We start from the raw sequence: 14,753 nt of genomic DNA on the forward strand, positions 1-14,753 counted from the left end.
TCTCGGACGCACAAAGATCCGCACCGACTCCAAACCTGGAGACGGTGCGGATCTTTCGCGTCAGTGAGTGGTGAGGTCGTAGAGGGTGATTCCGTCTACCTCGGTGGCGGTGTAGTTCTCCTGCACCCATTGGGCGATCTGGGAGCTGGTGGAGGGGTTTGCCGAGTCGCGGTCCCTGCCGCCGCCTTCTCGGCCGCTGCCGATGTAGTAGTGGATCTTTCCTTGGGCCACATAGTCTTTGAATTGGTCGAGGGTGGGGGAGGGGTCGCTGCCGTTGAAGCCGCCGACGGGCATCACCGGGAGTTCGGTGGCCAGTTGGAAGCCTGCGGCGCTGTTCGAGCCGGTGGCGGCGGCGACCCAGGTGTAGTCGGTGCCGTTCTGCTCGAGCAGCGAAACCACCTTGTCGCTCGGCTTGCCGGCGCCCAGCAGGCCGCCCATGCCACCCATCACGTCGGCTCCGTTGCCGGGCATGCCGCCTTGCGGGCTCATACCGGGTGGCTGGCTTGGCTGGCCGTTTCCGGGGCGTCCACCGTTGGGCGCGCGCCCGCCAGGACGTCCGTCGGCTTGGGGTCCACCCGGTCCACCCGGCATGCCGTTCATGCCCTCGGCCCACGGTGGCCGACCGAACATGCCGAACCGTCCGACATTCGGTCCCGCCGAAGGGATTGCGCCGGCGTGCGAGGTCGCGATGGTATCGACGGCGTACGCGGTCGGCCCGGCCAATCCGGTGAACGCGATAGCCAGCGCGGAGACGATGGCCAACTTCTTCGGCGCTGGAACGAGCACGGCGATCGTCGCGAGTATGCCGACCACCAGCACGGTCCACCGCAACCACGGCTGCCAATGTGCGCTGCGGGACAACAACATCCACGCAGTCGCCGTGGTGAGGCCGACGGCGAGCGCGAGCATCAACCGAACCCACAGCCGCTGCCGTTCCCGCCACAGCTGCACCGCGCCGATCCCGACGAGCGCGGCGATCGCCGGGGCCAGCGCGATCGTGTAGTACTGGTGGAAGATCCCCGCCATGAAGCTGAAGGTCAATCCGGTCACCAACAGCCAACCGCCCCAAAGGATCAGCGCGGCCCGTCGCCGATCGGTGCGGTCAGCCTTGCCGCGCAATAGAATTCCCGCCACCAGGGCGACGAGCGCGGCCGGGATCAGCCAGGCGATCTGACCGCCCTGCGCGGGCTCGAACATGCGCGTGATGCCGGTGCTGCCCCACATACCGTTGCCACCGGCAGGCAGGTCACCACCGCCGGGCCCGACGCTGCCGTTCTCGTCGCCGGTGAGGCGACCGAGTCCGTTGTAGCCGAGGGTGAGCTCGAGGATCGAATTGTTCTGCGACCCACCGATCCACGGCCGCGACGAGGCGGGCCACAGTTCCACCGCGAGCAGCCACCAGCCCGCGGCCACCATCATGGCCGCCCCGGCGGCGAGCAACTGCAGGACGCGCTTACCCAGCTTGGGCGGTCCCGCGATCAAGTAGGTCAGGGCCAGCGGCGGAACCACCAGCAGCACCTGCAATTGCTTGGTGAGGAAGCCGAATCCGATGAAGACGCCGGTGAGCACCAGCCACCGCCAGCGACCGTCCTCGACGGCCCGCGTCATCGCCCACGTCGCGGCGATCATCAGGAACACCAGCAACGCGTCCGGATTGTTGAACCGAAACATCAGCACCGCAACGGGAGTCACCGCGAGCACCAGCCCCGCGAGCAGTCCGGCGGCGGGCCCGAACGGCCTGCGCACCGTCGCCCACAGCAATGCCACACTGGCGACGCCGAGCAGCACCTCCGGCACCAGGATGCTCCAGCTGTTCAGCCCGAACGCCCGCACCGACAGCTCCATCAACCACAGCGAGGCGGGCGGCTTGTCCACGGTGATCGAGTTCGCCGCATCCGAGGAGCCGAAGAAGAACGCCTTCCAGGATACCGAACCCGCCTGTACCGCAGCGGAATAGAACGAGTTGGCCCAGCCACTGGAGCTCAGATTGCACAGGTACGCGATCCCGGTGCCGAGCAGCAGCACCGCCAAAGCCGGGTATTCCCAGCGGGTCTTGCGTTCGGGTGCGGGAGCCGCCGGTGCCGCGGTGGGCGGTGCCAGTGTCGCGGTCATCGAGTACCGCCTTCGCTGCCGAGCGCCACCGCGGGGTCGGACTCGGGCGCGTCCGCATCGGCTTGCACGGAGAGCACCGTCCGCCGCGCCGGATTCGGCGAATTCCGGAAAACCCACCGCAATCCGACAAATCGCAGAATGGTGGCCAGCAGATTGGCCAGCACCAGCACGAACAACTCCAGATGCACCGGCGCGTCCGGCGCCCAGTGATGCAGCGTGAACAGCGACCCACTGGTCAACGCCAGCCCGACGCCGAAGATCACCAGCCCTTGGAACTGATGCGACACCGCGCCGGTCGCTCCGCGCACGCCGAACGTGAACGCCCGGTTGGCCGCCGTATTGGCCACCGCGGTGACGAGCAGCGCCAGGAAATTGGCCACCTGCGCGTCGGTAAACGATTGCAGCACAACGTAAAGCAGCAGATAGGCCAGCGTGCTCAGCACGCCGACAATCGCGAACCGAACCAGCTGGCCGACCATCCCGAGCGGCACGCCGGGCACCAGCGGCTCGCGCCCGACCGCGCGGCGCAATTCCTCCAGCGGCAGGGCCCCGGTGGCGAGCGCGCGCGTCAGCCGCCCGATGCCCTGCAGGTCCTTGCGCGCGGTGTCGACGATGTCGACGCGGCTGTCCGGATCGTCGATCCAGTCCACCGGCACCTCGTGGATGCGCAACCCGGCCCGCTCGGCGAGCACGAGCAGCTCGGTGTCGAAGAACCACTCACCGTCGCGCACCAGCGGAAGCAACTTGCGTGCCACGTCGCTGCGCATCGCCTTGAATCCGCACTGCGCGTCCGAAAATCGCGCCTGCAGTGAGGCTTTCAGCAACAGGTTGTAGCAGCGCGAGATGATCTCGCGCTTCGGCCCGCGCACGACCCGCGACGACGAACTGAGCCTGGTGCCGATCGCCAGGTCCGAATGCCCGGTGATCAGCGGCGCCACCAGCGGCAGCAGCGCGTTCAGGTCGGTCGACAGGTCGACGTCCATGTAGGCGACCACCTGTGCGTCGGAGGCCTCCCACGCCGCACGCAGCGCCCGCCCTCGACCCTTGGCGTCCAGGTGCAGCACCCGCACGCCGTCCAGCTCCGCCGCGAGCAGCTCGGCCACCTGGAGGGTAGCGTCGGTGCTGGCGTTGTCGGCTACCGTGATCCGCGCCGGAAACGGGAACCCCTGGCGCAGATATGCGTGCAACCTGCGCACACAGACGCCGAGGTCGGTCTCTTCGTTGTAGACGGGTATCACCACGTCCAGCACGGGCGTACCCGGTGTCTCGGCTAATTCCGCCGCCGCGACGGTCACAGTCTCGGTCATGCAGACCACACTCGACGGTCCGGTTGTCTAGGAGCTGGGCCTCAGCTGTGAGGTTCCTGGGGGCACGTCGACCAGCGGGGATCGGTCCCGGCGTACGCCGGCGTAGCGTACCGTCACCGGTAGCGGGACCGTTCAGGTCCTCCGAGCAAAGGACCACGTTTGTCCGACAAGTCTCCGCGCAGCTCGATGTCGAAGAAGTCCGGGAAGTCTCTCAAGGAGAAGCGCACGGACAAGAAGATGAAGTCCGCCCCCGAGCAGAGCATCGTCGATCCGAAGAAGCGCTGACCACCGCTGAGCGAGGCGCATGGTCCCCTCGCTCAGCGGATAGTTCCGCGGCAGGCTGACCGGGCAAATCGGGCAGCCGACAGCGAATTCCGGCAAATCAGGCGAGCGCCTCTTCCGCTTCGACCACGTGCACCGCCGGGTTGCCCCGCCGCCGCATGAGCAGCAATACGAGCGCGCTGCCGAGTAGCGCGACGCCGCCGCTGACCGCGAGTGTGCCTTGCACACCCGCCGCGGCCGCCGCACGCACCGACTCCTCCAGCACGGACCGTGCCTGCGCCGGAACCTGCTGCAACAACATCCCGGACTGACCGCCCCCGATCGCCCGTGCCGTCGCCTGCGCATCCGGCACCCCACGGTCGCCGAGTGCATCGGCAGCCCGCGCGGTGAATACGCTGCCCAGCGTGGCGATCCCGAGCGCGAAGCTCAGCTGCTGCGCCGTATTCACCGCCCCCGTTGCCATTCCGGCCCGTTGCCACGGAACCGCCGCCATCGCGGCCGAACTCAGTGTCGCGGTGGCCAGCCCGACGCCGAGGCCGATGGCCAGGAATCCGGGAACCAGTGCCACCCAACCGGCTTCGCCGTGCACCAGCAGCGCGCCGAGCACGCCGCCGACGCCGGTCGCGAAGAGCCCGCCCGCGATGATCCGCCCGCGGTGCTCGCCGTGCAGAAACCGCCCGATGCCGCCGGAGACCAGAAAGGCCATGACGGACAACGGAAGTCCCACGGCACCGGCCTGGATCGCCGTCAGCCCGAGCACCGACTGCAACCAGATCTGGGTGTACATCAGCGCACCGAACGCCGCGAAGAACAACGCACCGGCTGCGACCAGCACCCCGACGAACGAACGGTCCCGCAGCAGGGCGAGATCGAGCATCGGTTGCGTCGAGGCCCGTTCGACCGCGAGGAACACGACCAGCGACACCGCCGCGACCAACAGCAGCCACCAGGTCAGCGCATTCGACCAACCATGTTCGTTCGCCCGGATCAGCGCGTAGGTCGCCGCCGCGGCGCTGACGGTGAACGACGCCATGCCTGCCACATCGACCCGGCCGCGATGCGGCCGCTCGACGTCGGCGAGCACCCATACACACAGGGCAATGGCCACCGCGCTGACCGGCAGGTTGACGAAGAAGATCCAGCGCCACGACGCGAGATCGGTGAGCAGGCCGCCGATGATCGGCCCGATGGCACTGGACGCGCCCGCGACGGCACCCCAGACGCCGTACGCGGTGCCCTGGTCCCGTCCGGTGTACGAGTTGTTCAACAGGGCGAAGGTGGTGCACGCCATGGTGGTCGCGCCGATACCCTGCACCACCCTTGCCGCGATGAGCACGGTCGGATTCGGCGCGATACCGCAGATCAGCGAGGAGATCGCGAACAGCGCCAAACCGGCCAGATAGGTCCGTCGATGCCCGGCCAGGTCGGCGATCGAGCCCGCGCCGAGCATGAGCGCGGCCATGGCGAGGGCGTATCCGTCGACCACCCATTGCAACGAACTGAACGACGCGTTCAAGTCGTTGCGCATATCGGGTAGTGCGACGTTCACGATGGTGACGTCGAGCAGCAGCATGAAGGTGCCGAGACACACCGTCAGCAGCGGCAGCCATTTACGCAAAACCGTTGTCCTCTCTGGAGATTCGTGGGTGTGAGACCGCGTCGAGTATCCGGACAAGCGACGAGCGTGGTCGCCCTGCTGTGGGTCAGGCGTAGATTTCCTCCTTATGAGCGCCGCCGGAATAGGCAAAAACTCCATCTTGGATGGCGTTGATACGCAGATCGTGCAAGCCCTGCAGCTCGACCCGCGCGTCTCGTTCAACCGGGTCGCCGCCGACCTCGGTGTCGCGGAGCAGACCGTCGCCCGCCGCTACCGGCGGTTACGCCGCGACGGCGTGGTCCGGGTGATCGGCGCGGTCGACTCCCGTGCGCTCGGCGAGAACGACTGGATCATCCGGGTGCATTGCCGTCCGGACGGCGCGCGGCAGGTGGCCGAGGCGCTGGCTCGCCGCGACGACGCCGCCTGGGTCAGCATCGCGGCGGCCGGTGCCGAGGTGAACTTCTCGCTGCACCCGCGCACGCCGCAGGATCGCGACGACCTACTGGTGCAGCGGCTGCAGCGCACGGCGCCGGTGCACGACATCGCGGCGGCGATGATCCTGCACCGCTTCGTCGGACCGCGTGCGGTCGACTGGCGCAGTAGGCGCGCCGCCCGGACTGATAACGAGAAAGGTCCGGCAGCAAGGGATTACGATGAAGCAGATCTGCAGTTGCGCGACGAGGACGGCGCACTGCTCGAACTGCTGGCCCGCGATGGACGCGCCAGCTTCTCGGTCTTGGCCCGTGCCACCGGCGTGAGCATCGGCCGGATCGCGCGCCGCATCGCGGCCCTGCAGGCGGCGGGCATCCTCTACTTCGATCTCGACATCGCCCCTGCCGCACTGGGATCCAGCCTCTGGGCCTTCCTCTGGCTCCGCGTCGCCCCGGCGCAGCTCGATGCGGTGGGTCGGGCCATCGCCGAGCACGACGAAACAGCCTATGCCGCAGCGGTTACCGGGCCGTTCAATATCTTCGCCGTGCTCACGGCGGACACCGCCGACGATCTGTACCACTACGTGACCACCAAGATGGCCACCCTGGACGGCGTGCACAGTTTCGAGCTCACACCGGTGCTCGAGCGGCTCAAGCAGGCGGGTTCGCGCACCACGGCGGGCCGGCTGATCCCGCCGCCACCGGTGCCGCCCCGCGCGGCGCGCCACCGCTAGGGCTCGCCTACAGCGCGATACCGAACCGCGCCGCCGTCCGCTTGCCCGCCCGGTACAGCGGCACGCCGAGGTCCTCGTAGGCCGGGCCGAGCAGGCGCGGGATCAGATCGATGGCCCTGGCATCGGCCCCGATCAACACCCTGGCCTTGTCCTTCTCCACGCCACGCAGGATGGTCTTCGCCGCGGCGTCCGGACTGGTCAGGGTGATGGCGTCCCAGCCGCGGCGCAGCGTCTCCAGGTCCACATCGTCGCCGAGGCCGCGCGCGTTCACCGCGATATTCGTCGTCACCCCGCCGGGATGCACACAGGTGACGCCGACCGGATGCCTGGCGATCCGCATCTCCTGCCGCAGCGCCTCGGTGAACCCGCGCACCGCGAATTTGGCCGCGTTGTAAGCACTTTGGGAGGGCACACCGACGAGGCCGAACACCGAGGACACGTTCACGATGTGGCCGTCGCCGGAGGCGATGAGGTCGGGCAGGAAGGCCTTGGTGCCGTGCGCGACGCCCCAGAAGTTGATGTTCATCAACCAGTCGAAGTCGTCCCACTCCATGTCCTCGACGTCGGCCCCGAGGGCAACGCCCGCGTTGTTGAAGACCAGGTTCACCCGCCCGAATTCGCCGCGCACATCCGCGGCGTGTGCGTACACCGCCGCCCGGTGCGCGACATCCAACTCGTACGGAATCGCTGTCGCACCGAGCTTTTCGCATCGACCGGCGGTATCGGCGACCGACTCGGTGTTGATGTCGGACAGCGCGAGCTGCGCGCCGCGCCGAGCGAGTTCCAGCGCGAGGCCACGGCCGATGCCGGAGCCCGCGCCGGTGATCACGGCGACTTTGCCGGTGAAGTTCTTCACTGAACGTCCTTGGGGTTACTGGCCGGGATCGGCCGGCCATTGGTCAGAGCTGTGGGAAACGTTTGTGCCGGACGGTCTTCCACTATCAAGGTGGGACGCGTCGGTGAACTCGGTGCGGGACTGAAGAATTCGTACTCTGCGGGGTCGAGCCTCCTGGTCTGCAGCCAGTACTGCCAGGTGAACCCGGACCACAGTGTGCGGTTGTTCCCGTGCTCGTCCAGATACCAGCTCTGGCAGCCGCCGGTGTTCCACACCGAGCGGGCCAGTCCGTCTTGCAGCCGGGCGTTGAATCGATCCTGCGCCGCCCGTCGCGGCGCCAGCGCGACCGCGCCCTGCTCGCGCACCTGCCGAATCGCCTGCAGCACATAGTGGATCTGCGCCTCGATCATGAAGATCATCGAGTTGTGGCCGAGGCCGGTGTTCGGGCCGACCAGGAAGAAGGCGTTGGGCATGTCCGCGACCGTGATCCCGCGATGCGCCTGCACCCCTTCCCTGGCCCAGCGCTCGCTCAGGTCGACGCCGTGCAGACCGACCATCGGCAGATTCTTGAACGAATCGATGACGTGAAAGCCGGTGCCGTAGATGATCACATCGACCTTGCGCTCGACACCGTCGGCGGTGACGATGCCGTCCGAGGTGAAACGTTCGATGTGCTCGGTGACCAGCTCGGTCTTGGGGTCGGCGAGCGCCGGATAGTAGGTGTCGGAGCCGAGCAATCGCTTACAGCCCGCCCGATAGCTGGGTGTAACCTGTTCTCGCAGAACAGGGTCGGCGATCTGCCGTGCGATGTGCCGCCTACCGACCCGCTCCAGCACCTTCAGCAGCGCGGGCCGCCAGTTCATCGCGTACCCGCCGACCTCGGCACCCCAGTAGATTCCATTGCGCAGTGCGGGGCGCAAGCCGGGCACCCGCGCGAGCGCCCGGCGCAATCGCGCGGAGAACTCCACATCGGCGCGCGGCAGCACCCACGGCGGGGTGCGCTGGAACACGGTCAGCTCCGCCACCTCGCCGACGATCTCCGGCACGAATTGGATTGCGCTGGCGCCTGTTCCGATCACCGCGACCCGTTTGCCCGCGAGCTCGACTCCGTGATCCCACTGCGCCGAGTGAAACGCCGGACCGGTGAAATCCGCACTGCCCCGGAACTCCGGAACGCTCGGAATATGCAGCGCCCCCACCGCGGACACGAGGAACTGCGCGACATACTCCTGGCCGTCGGCGCTGAACGCATGCCAGCGCCGCTCGGTCTCGTCCCAGTACCCGTGATCCAACTGCTGCCGGAAGCGGATCCGCGGCCGCAGCCGGTACTTGTCGGCGACTTCCTTCAGATAGTCGAAGATCTCCGGCTGCCCCGAGAACAGCCGCCGCCAATTCGTGCGTGGCTCAAAGGAATACGAATACAGGTGGGTAGGCACATCGCAGGCGCAGCCGGGATAGGTGTTGTCCCGCCAGGTGCCGCCGATCTCATCGGCCTTCTCCACGATGAGGTAGTCGTCGATGCCCGCCTGATCGAGCGCGATGCCCATGCCGAGGCCGGAGAACCCGCTGCCGACGATCAGGACGCGGGTGTGGATCGCGGACGCCATCGTCCCCACCGGCTCTCTCTGTTAAGTATCCAATACCACCGGTTCCGTGTACTTTTCCGAGTGTGTCCCACGCCTCATCCGATGTCAACGCCTCGACCCGGTCATCGGTACCGCTGGTAGCAGGTAGCATCCGGAATTGTGATGCGCAGCGGCCGGAAAACAGACGAGGTGCCACGCAAGCGCGTCGACGCACGCACGGAACGCTGGCGTGAGCACCGGCTGAAGGTACGCGAGGAGTTCGTCGACGCGGCGTTCCGTGCGCTGGACAAGTTCGGGCCCGAGGTCAGCATGGGCGATATCGCCAAGGAGGCCGGCGCGGCAAAGCCCAAGCTGTACCGGCATTTCGAGGACAAAACCGACCTCTACAACGCGATCGTCGATCGGGTCCGCGACATGCTGTGGGAGCAGCTGATCACCGGCGTCGACCTGACCAACGACTCGGCCCATGAACTGGTGCGCCGCGGTGCGGCGGAGTACGCGCTCGTGGTGTCGGAGCACCCCAACGTCTTCCGCTTCATGCTGCACAGCCATTTCGCGCAGCAGTCCGACGATTCCGAACGCGCGCTGCAATCCGCTCGTCAGTCGGCGAAGCGGGCCGCCGACCTGTTCGCCGAGCTGGCCGCCGACACTCCGGTGGACGTGGACAGTGTCGAACTGGTCATCTATTCGATCTTCGGCGCGGTGGGCTCGGCCACCGACTGGTGGCTCGGCGCGAACCGGTTGAAGACGCAGCCGATGCCGATCGAGAAGTTCGTCGCCTATCTCGCCGAAACCATCGCCGCGCTCACGGCGGCCAATGCCCGGCTCAACGGCATCGTCATCGACACTGATCTGCCACTGCACCTTGCCTTTTCCGGCGAGTAACGCCCTGTTCCGCCGACCGCGGCATGGTCGGCGCTGAAGCTGTCGTCGCATCCACCCGAACGACGCTGTTCTGGTCGGGCCGCTTCGTCGAGGCCAACCGCGTTTGCGATACGTCTATTGTCGCAGCACCCACCGACAAGAATCGGCCCATGAGGGGCATTTGAAGTGGGGAATCAGGAGGTTCAGGGGGCGCCCCGACGGTCAGTCGTTGTGCAGACGCCAGAGCGGGGACACCGGGCCGTGGCCCGCGCCCAGATCGTACGAGGCGGCTAGGCAACGGTAGGTCCAGTCCTTGGCGAATTCCACCGCTTCGGGCACCGAGTAGCCATTGGCCAGCGCGCACGCGGTCGCCGCGGCGAGGGTGTCGCCGCCGCCGTGGTCGTTGGTGGTGCTGATCCGGGGCGCGGTGAATTCCAGGAACGTCTCGCCGTCGAAAAGCAGGTCGGTGCTGTATTCCGAGGACCGGAGATGTCCGCCCTTCACGATCGCCCACTGCGGGCCGAGCTGGTGCAGGGCCCGCGCGGCCTGCCGGGCCGACGCGTCGTCGGTGACGTCGATGCCGGTGATCAGCCTGACCTCGTCGAGATTCGGTGTCACCACCGTCGCCAGCGGGAACAGCGTGTGCCGCACCGCGTCCAAGGCTTCCTCGTGCAGCAGTGGGTCGCCGTGCATGGACGCCGCGACCGGATCGACGATCAGCGGAATCCGCCCGTTGCGGCCGATGCCGACCTCCTGGCAGACGTCGACGACGGCCTCGATGATGGCGGTCGAGGCCAGCATGCCGGTCTTGACCGCGCCGACGCCGATATCGGTGACCACGGCGCGCACCTGACCGGCCACGATATGCGGCGGGATCTCGTGGAAGTCGCTGACTCCCTTCGAGTTCTGCACGGTCACCGCCGCGACGGCCACACAAGCGTGTACCCCGCACAGGGCCATGGTGCGCGAATCGGCCTGGATTCCGGCGCCTCCACCGGAATCGGTCCCGGCAATGGTGAGCACCCGGACGGGAGTCTGCCCGTCGGGGGTCAATGGCAGCAGCTTCACGAGACAAACCCTACGACCGTTCGCCCGCGCTGCCACGGGCAACCGGCAACCCCGGGTGTCAACAGTAAATGAAAACCATTATCATTAAGATATGAACCCTGCACCGACCTCCGACCTGCTCCCCGTCACCGTGCTGTCCGGTTTCCTCGGTGCGGGCAAGACGACGCTGCTCAACCACATCCTCGCCAACCGGGAGGGCCGCCGGGTCGCGGTCATCGTCAACGACATGAGCGAGGTCAATATCGATGCCGCGCTCGTCGCGGGGCAGGGTCAGCTCGACCGGACCGAGGAGAAGCTGGTCGAGCTGACCAACGGCTGCATCTGCTGCACGCTGCGCGAGGACCTGATCGAGGCGGTGGGCAGGCTGGCACGGGAGGGGCGGTTCGATCAGCTGGTCATCGAGTCGACCGGTATCTCCGAGCCGATGCCGGTGGCCGCGACCTTCGACTGGGAGTTCGAGGACGGATTCAAGCTCGGGGATATCGCGCGGCTGGACACCATGGTGACGGTGGTCGACGCGTCCACCTTCCTGGCCGAGGTAGCCAAGGGGCAGGCGCTGGCCGAGCGGAATCTACAAGCGGGCGAAGGAGATACGCGCACCATCGCCGACTTGCTGGTGGACCAGATGGAATTCGCCGATGTGCTGCTGGTGAACAAGGCCGATCTGGTCGGCGCGGCGGCCGCGGGTGCGGTGGAAGCTACTGTGCGCAAGCTCAATCCGCGTGCTCACGTACTGCGCACGTCCAACGGTGTCGTCGACTTGGCCGATGTGCTCGACACCGGTCGCTACAACCCCGTGGTCGCCGCCGAGGCCGAGGGCTGGGAGGAGGAGCTGGCAGGCGGGCACCCGCCGGAGACCGAGGAGTACGGCATCCGCAGCCTCACCTACACCGCTGACCGGCCGTTTCATCCGCAGCGTCTGTCCGACGCGCTCGGGGAACTGCGCGGGCTGTTGCGCAGCAAGGGTTTCTGCTGGATCGCCAGCCGCGCCACCTTGGCGGCCGTTTGGTCCCAGGCCGGACCCAATCTCGTCTTCGAGCCCGCCGCATGGTGGTCGGCACTGGAAGTGCCTGCCGGACAAGAGATCGTCTTCATCGGCATCAAGCTCGATCGGGACAGGGTCCGCGCCTTGCTCGACAACGCGCTGCTCACCGATGCGGAGTTCGCCGAGGGGCCCGCCGGATGGGCCGCCTATCCTGACCCGTTTCCGGCCTGGGGTGAGCTGCACGAGCACGCGTGATGGCAGAGGGTGACCCACGCTCGGTGCGGTCGGAGCGTGGGTCGCGGTCGAGGGCGGCACGGTGTCGCGCCCTCAGTTCGAGATACCCGGAGCCTGGTGCAGATAGGTTGTGTCGCTCAGCTGCTCGAGCATGAAGTCGGCGATGTCGGCGCGGGAGATCTTCAACGACAGCCCGCGCTCGTCGGCGGGGAAACCGCGGCGGAAGGCCCGGGTGCGCGGGCCGTCGGTGAAGGCGCTCGGCCGCACGATGGTCCAGTCCAGGTCGCTGGCCCGCACGTACGCCTCCTGCTGCAGGTGGTCGGCGTAGGCCTGGCGCAGCAGCATCCCGAACATCAGGTATTTCCACACGAAGTTCAGGTTGCCCCTGCTGTCGCCCGCGCCGAGCGTGGTCTGCACGATCACCCGCTTCACGCCCATCCGGGCCATCGCCTCCAGCACCGCGAGGGTGCCTTCGGCCCGGATCACGCCTTTGCGTCCCGCGCCGAGCGAGATCAGCACGGCATCCTGGCCGACGATCGCCCGGCCGACCGAATTGGTGTCCAGCACATCGCCTTCCACGATGTGCAACCGTTCGTGCCGCTGCTCGAGGCCCGCCGCGTTACGGGTGAAGGCGGTCACTTCGTGACCCTCCTCGATGGCCTGCGCGACCACCAGGCGACCGACCGTGCTGGTGGCTCCGAAGACTGCGAGTTTCATGGTGTTCTCTCCCTGTCGAAAGCTGTTGGTGAATCCAGTACAACAGCGCTGACTGAGACGAACCATGGCCCTGAGTCTCGATGACATAAGAGACTGTCTCGCCCGACCCCGGTTCAGCGGTACTGCGCGAAGAACTCGCTGATCTCGCCGGACATCAGTGCGGGCGCGACGTGGTGCAGGTAGTGCGTGTACACATCGTGGGTCCGCCACGAGACGATGTTGCTGTGATCCCGCTCGGCGAAGCGGCGGATGCCGTGGAAGTCGCCGTTGGAACCGGACAGGGACAGCGGGACGGCGATCGGCTCGGTGGGCTGGTCGGCCTTGGCCTTTTCGAAGTAGTGCCTGATCGCGGAACCTGCTGTGCCGGTGAGCCAATGGATAGCGATGTTGGTCAGCACGAAGTCGTCGTCGAGGTCCGGCCCGAGCAGTTGACTGTTCCAGCCGACGAGCCCGGCCGGTGAATCCATCAGCGCGTGCGCCAAGGTCTGCGGCTGCTGCGACTGCAAAATATTGAAGCCCATCTTGTTCTTGACGAACCAATCGAGCGTCGCCAACGACTGCGCCTCTTCCGCGGTGAGATCGGCCATTTCGGCCGGGTCGCCCGTCGGGAACGAGTAGATCTGCGAAACCTGCACGGCGACAACATGGTTCGGGTCGACGCGGCCGAGCTCCGGCGAGATCTGCGCGCCGCCGTCATTGCCGACCGCGCCGTACCTGGTGTACCCGAGTCGCGCCATCAGCTCGGCCCACGCCTTGGCGATCCTGGTGTCATTCCATCCGGCTTCTGTTGTCGGACCGGAGAATCCGTAACCCGGCACCGAGGGGATCACCAGGTCGTGCCCGGCCGCGGTGAGCGGCTCGATGACCTCGAGGAACTCGATGAACGTGCCCGGCCAGCCATGGGTCAGGATCAACGGCAGTGCCGGGGAAGTCGCCGCGCTGCCTGCGTTCTCCTGCTTCGACCGCACGTGCAGGAAGTGAATCCGCTGCCCGTCGATCACCGTGGTGAACTGCGGGTAGGTGTTGAGTTTCGCCTCGACCTCGCGCCAGTCGAACCCGTCGCGCCAGTAGTTCACCAGATGGCGGACCCGATCGACGCTCACGCCGTAGGTGTCGTCCGAGCCGGGGATCTGATCGGTCCAGCGAGTGCGGGCCAGTCGCTGCTGCAGATCGTCGAGGTCGGCCTGGGGGACGTCGATGCGGAAGGGGGTGATGGCGGTCATCTGAACTCCTTGTGAAACGGAATGCTTCGTTCTGTTTGAACCGTATCAGAACGGATCGTTCCGTTTCAAGTGTTATGCTGAAGTCATGCCGAAACCGCCCGATGCTCCAGCTCGGAAGGCCTTGCCCGGCCGGAAGGCGCAGGCGGCCCGCAACGACGGGCTGATTCTGGACGCCGCGCGCGCCGTGTTCCTGGCCGACGCCAATGCCCCGATCGCCGCCGTCGCCGAGCGGGCCGGGGTGGGGATCAGCGCGCTGTATCGCCGCTACCCGAGCAAGGAAGTGCTGCTGCGCACCCTCTGTTACGACGGGCTGCGCCGGTACAACGTGGAAGCCGATGCGGCACTGGAGGATTCGGACGGCTGGCAGGGGCTGGTCGGCTTCCTGGAACGGGTCGTCGACGCCGACGTGCACTCGCTGACGGTGCACCTCGCCGGGACCTTCACTCCGGACGAGTCGATCCTGCCCGCCGTGACGCATTCGGCCGAGGCGAACGACGAGATCGTGCGCCGTGCGCGGGCCACCGGACGGCTGCGTCCGGGTGTCACCTCGGAGGATCTCGGCCTCATCTTGGAATCGTGTGCGGCCATCTCGATGCCCGATCCGGATCGCACCGCGCAGCTGCGCCGCCGGGTGCTGGCCATGCTGGTGGCCGGGCTGTCGGTGGACGGTGAACTGCCCGGCCCCCCGCCCAAGGCGGGCGAGTTCGCCTGGCGTTGGGAGCGGCGGCAGTGAGCCGTCGCGCACCGTCGACGAATTCGCCCGCCACGCGCCGTCCGC

Annotated in this window: 13 protein-coding genes; 5 read left to right on the plus strand and 8 right to left on the minus strand. The window is 67.2% G+C overall.

The features are described 5' to 3' along the window. Positions 1–60 precede the first annotated feature (60 nt). Positions 61–2,112, minus strand: coding sequence for a glycosyltransferase family 39 protein (locus ABZ942_RS22760; protein ID WP_357385047.1), 2,052 nt, complete (start codon positions 2,110–2,112; stop codon positions 61–63). Beyond that, positions 2,109–3,419 carry a bifunctional glycosyltransferase family 2/GtrA family protein gene (locus ABZ942_RS22765; RefSeq protein WP_357385049.1) on the minus strand — a complete coding sequence of 437 codons (1,311 nt, stop codon included), beginning with the start codon at positions 3,417–3,419 and terminating at the stop codon, positions 2,109–2,111. Before ABZ942_RS22765 ends, ABZ942_RS22760 begins: the two co-directional genes overlap by 4 nt. A gap of 159 nt (positions 3,420–3,578) precedes the next feature. Here ABZ942_RS22765 and ABZ942_RS22770 point away from each other — a divergent pair, with 159 nt between their 5' ends. Next, a complete protein-coding gene (locus ABZ942_RS22770; RefSeq protein WP_357385050.1) occupies positions 3,579–3,704 on the plus strand; it encodes a hypothetical protein in 126 nt (41 codons plus the stop codon). 97 nt (positions 3,705–3,801) lie between these two features. On the opposite strand, the gene ABZ942_RS22775 is transcribed toward ABZ942_RS22770, so the two are convergent. Then, the gene (locus tag ABZ942_RS22775; RefSeq protein ID WP_357385052.1) at positions 3,802–5,319 is read right to left on the minus strand and encodes an MFS transporter; all 1,518 of its coding nucleotides are present in this window, start codon (positions 5,317–5,319) and stop codon (positions 3,802–3,804) included. A 139-nt stretch (positions 5,320–5,458) separates the two neighbouring features. Between ABZ942_RS22775 and ABZ942_RS22780 the strand changes: the two genes are divergently transcribed. After that, entirely contained in the window at positions 5,459–6,463 is a 1,005-nt protein-coding gene (locus tag ABZ942_RS22780) for an Lrp/AsnC family transcriptional regulator (protein ID WP_357385054.1), read from the plus strand. A gap of 7 nt (positions 6,464–6,470) precedes the next feature. Here ABZ942_RS22780 and ABZ942_RS22785 read toward each other — a convergent pair whose 3' ends face one another. After that, positions 6,471–7,319 carry an SDR family NAD(P)-dependent oxidoreductase gene (locus tag ABZ942_RS22785; RefSeq protein ID WP_357385056.1) on the minus strand — a complete coding sequence of 283 codons (849 nt, stop codon included), beginning with the start codon at positions 7,317–7,319 and terminating at the stop codon, positions 6,471–6,473. Continuing rightward, positions 7,316–8,905 carry an NAD(P)/FAD-dependent oxidoreductase gene (locus ABZ942_RS22790; RefSeq protein ID WP_357385058.1) on the minus strand — a complete coding sequence of 530 codons (1,590 nt, stop codon included), beginning with the start codon at positions 8,903–8,905 and terminating at the stop codon, positions 7,316–7,318. Before ABZ942_RS22790 ends, ABZ942_RS22785 begins: the two co-directional genes overlap by 4 nt. 141 nt (positions 8,906–9,046) lie before the next feature. Here ABZ942_RS22790 and ABZ942_RS22795 point away from each other — a divergent pair, with 141 nt between their 5' ends. Continuing rightward, positions 9,047–9,769, plus strand: coding sequence for a TetR/AcrR family transcriptional regulator (locus ABZ942_RS22795; protein WP_357385863.1), 723 nt, complete (start codon positions 9,047–9,049; stop codon positions 9,767–9,769). Between the two features lie 201 nt (positions 9,770–9,970). Here the strand turns inward: ABZ942_RS22795 and thiD are convergent, their stop codons facing one another. Then, positions 9,971–10,816: a bifunctional hydroxymethylpyrimidine kinase/phosphomethylpyrimidine kinase gene (thiD, locus tag ABZ942_RS22800; RefSeq protein WP_357385060.1), complete on the minus strand. Its 846-nt coding sequence runs from the start codon at positions 10,814–10,816 to the stop codon at positions 9,971–9,973. Positions 10,817–10,907: 91 nt separating this feature from the next. Between thiD and ABZ942_RS22805 the strand changes: the two genes are divergently transcribed. Beyond that, positions 10,908–12,056 (plus strand): GTP-binding protein, encoded by a 1,149-nt coding sequence (locus ABZ942_RS22805; protein ID WP_357385062.1) that lies wholly within the window; start codon positions 10,908–10,910, stop codon positions 12,054–12,056. A 72-nt stretch (positions 12,057–12,128) separates the two neighbouring features. Here the strand turns inward: ABZ942_RS22805 and ABZ942_RS22810 are convergent, their stop codons facing one another. Further along, positions 12,129–12,752 (minus strand): SDR family oxidoreductase, encoded by a 624-nt coding sequence (locus ABZ942_RS22810; protein WP_357385064.1) that lies wholly within the window; start codon positions 12,750–12,752, stop codon positions 12,129–12,131. 113 nt (positions 12,753–12,865) lie between these two features. After that, positions 12,866–13,975 carry an epoxide hydrolase gene (locus tag ABZ942_RS22815; RefSeq protein ID WP_357385066.1) on the minus strand — a complete coding sequence of 370 codons (1,110 nt, stop codon included), beginning with the start codon at positions 13,973–13,975 and terminating at the stop codon, positions 12,866–12,868. Positions 13,976–14,060: 85 nt separating this feature from the next. Here ABZ942_RS22815 and ABZ942_RS22820 point away from each other — a divergent pair, with 85 nt between their 5' ends. After that, complete coding sequence (locus ABZ942_RS22820) at positions 14,061–14,708, plus strand: TetR/AcrR family transcriptional regulator (protein WP_357385068.1); 648 nt, start codon at positions 14,061–14,063, stop codon at positions 14,706–14,708. The last annotated feature ends 45 nt before the right edge of the window (positions 14,709–14,753 follow it).

It is taken from the genome of Nocardia sp. NPDC046473, assembly GCF_040645995.1.
Lineage (GTDB): Bacteria > Actinomycetota > Actinomycetes > Mycobacteriales > Mycobacteriaceae > Nocardia.

Excerpts from the sequence above, each read along its gene's own strand:
- ABZ942_RS22765 (WP_357385049.1), bottom strand. The coding sequence starts at position 3,419 with ATGACCGAGACTGTGACCGTCGCGGCGGCGGAATTAGCCGAGACACCG.
- ABZ942_RS22795 (WP_357385863.1), top strand. The coding sequence starts at position 9,047 with ATGCGCAGCGGCCGGAAAACAGACGAGGTGCCACGCAAGCGCGTCGAC.
- ABZ942_RS22815 (WP_357385066.1), bottom strand. The coding sequence starts at position 13,975 with ATGACCGCCATCACCCCCTTCCGCATCGACGTCCCCCAGGCCGACCTC.
- ABZ942_RS22790 (WP_357385058.1), bottom strand. The coding sequence starts at position 8,905 with ATGGCGTCCGCGATCCACACCCGCGTCCTGATCGTCGGCAGCGGGTTC.
- ABZ942_RS22810 (WP_357385064.1), bottom strand. The coding sequence starts at position 12,752 with ATGAAACTCGCAGTCTTCGGAGCCACCAGCACGGTCGGTCGCCTGGTG.
- ABZ942_RS22820 (WP_357385068.1), top strand. The coding sequence starts at position 14,061 with ATGCCGAAACCGCCCGATGCTCCAGCTCGGAAGGCCTTGCCCGGCCGG.
- ABZ942_RS22805 (WP_357385062.1), top strand. The coding sequence starts at position 10,908 with ATGAACCCTGCACCGACCTCCGACCTGCTCCCCGTCACCGTGCTGTCC.
- ABZ942_RS22760 (WP_357385047.1), bottom strand. The coding sequence starts at position 2,112 with ATGACCGCGACACTGGCACCGCCCACCGCGGCACCGGCGGCTCCCGCA.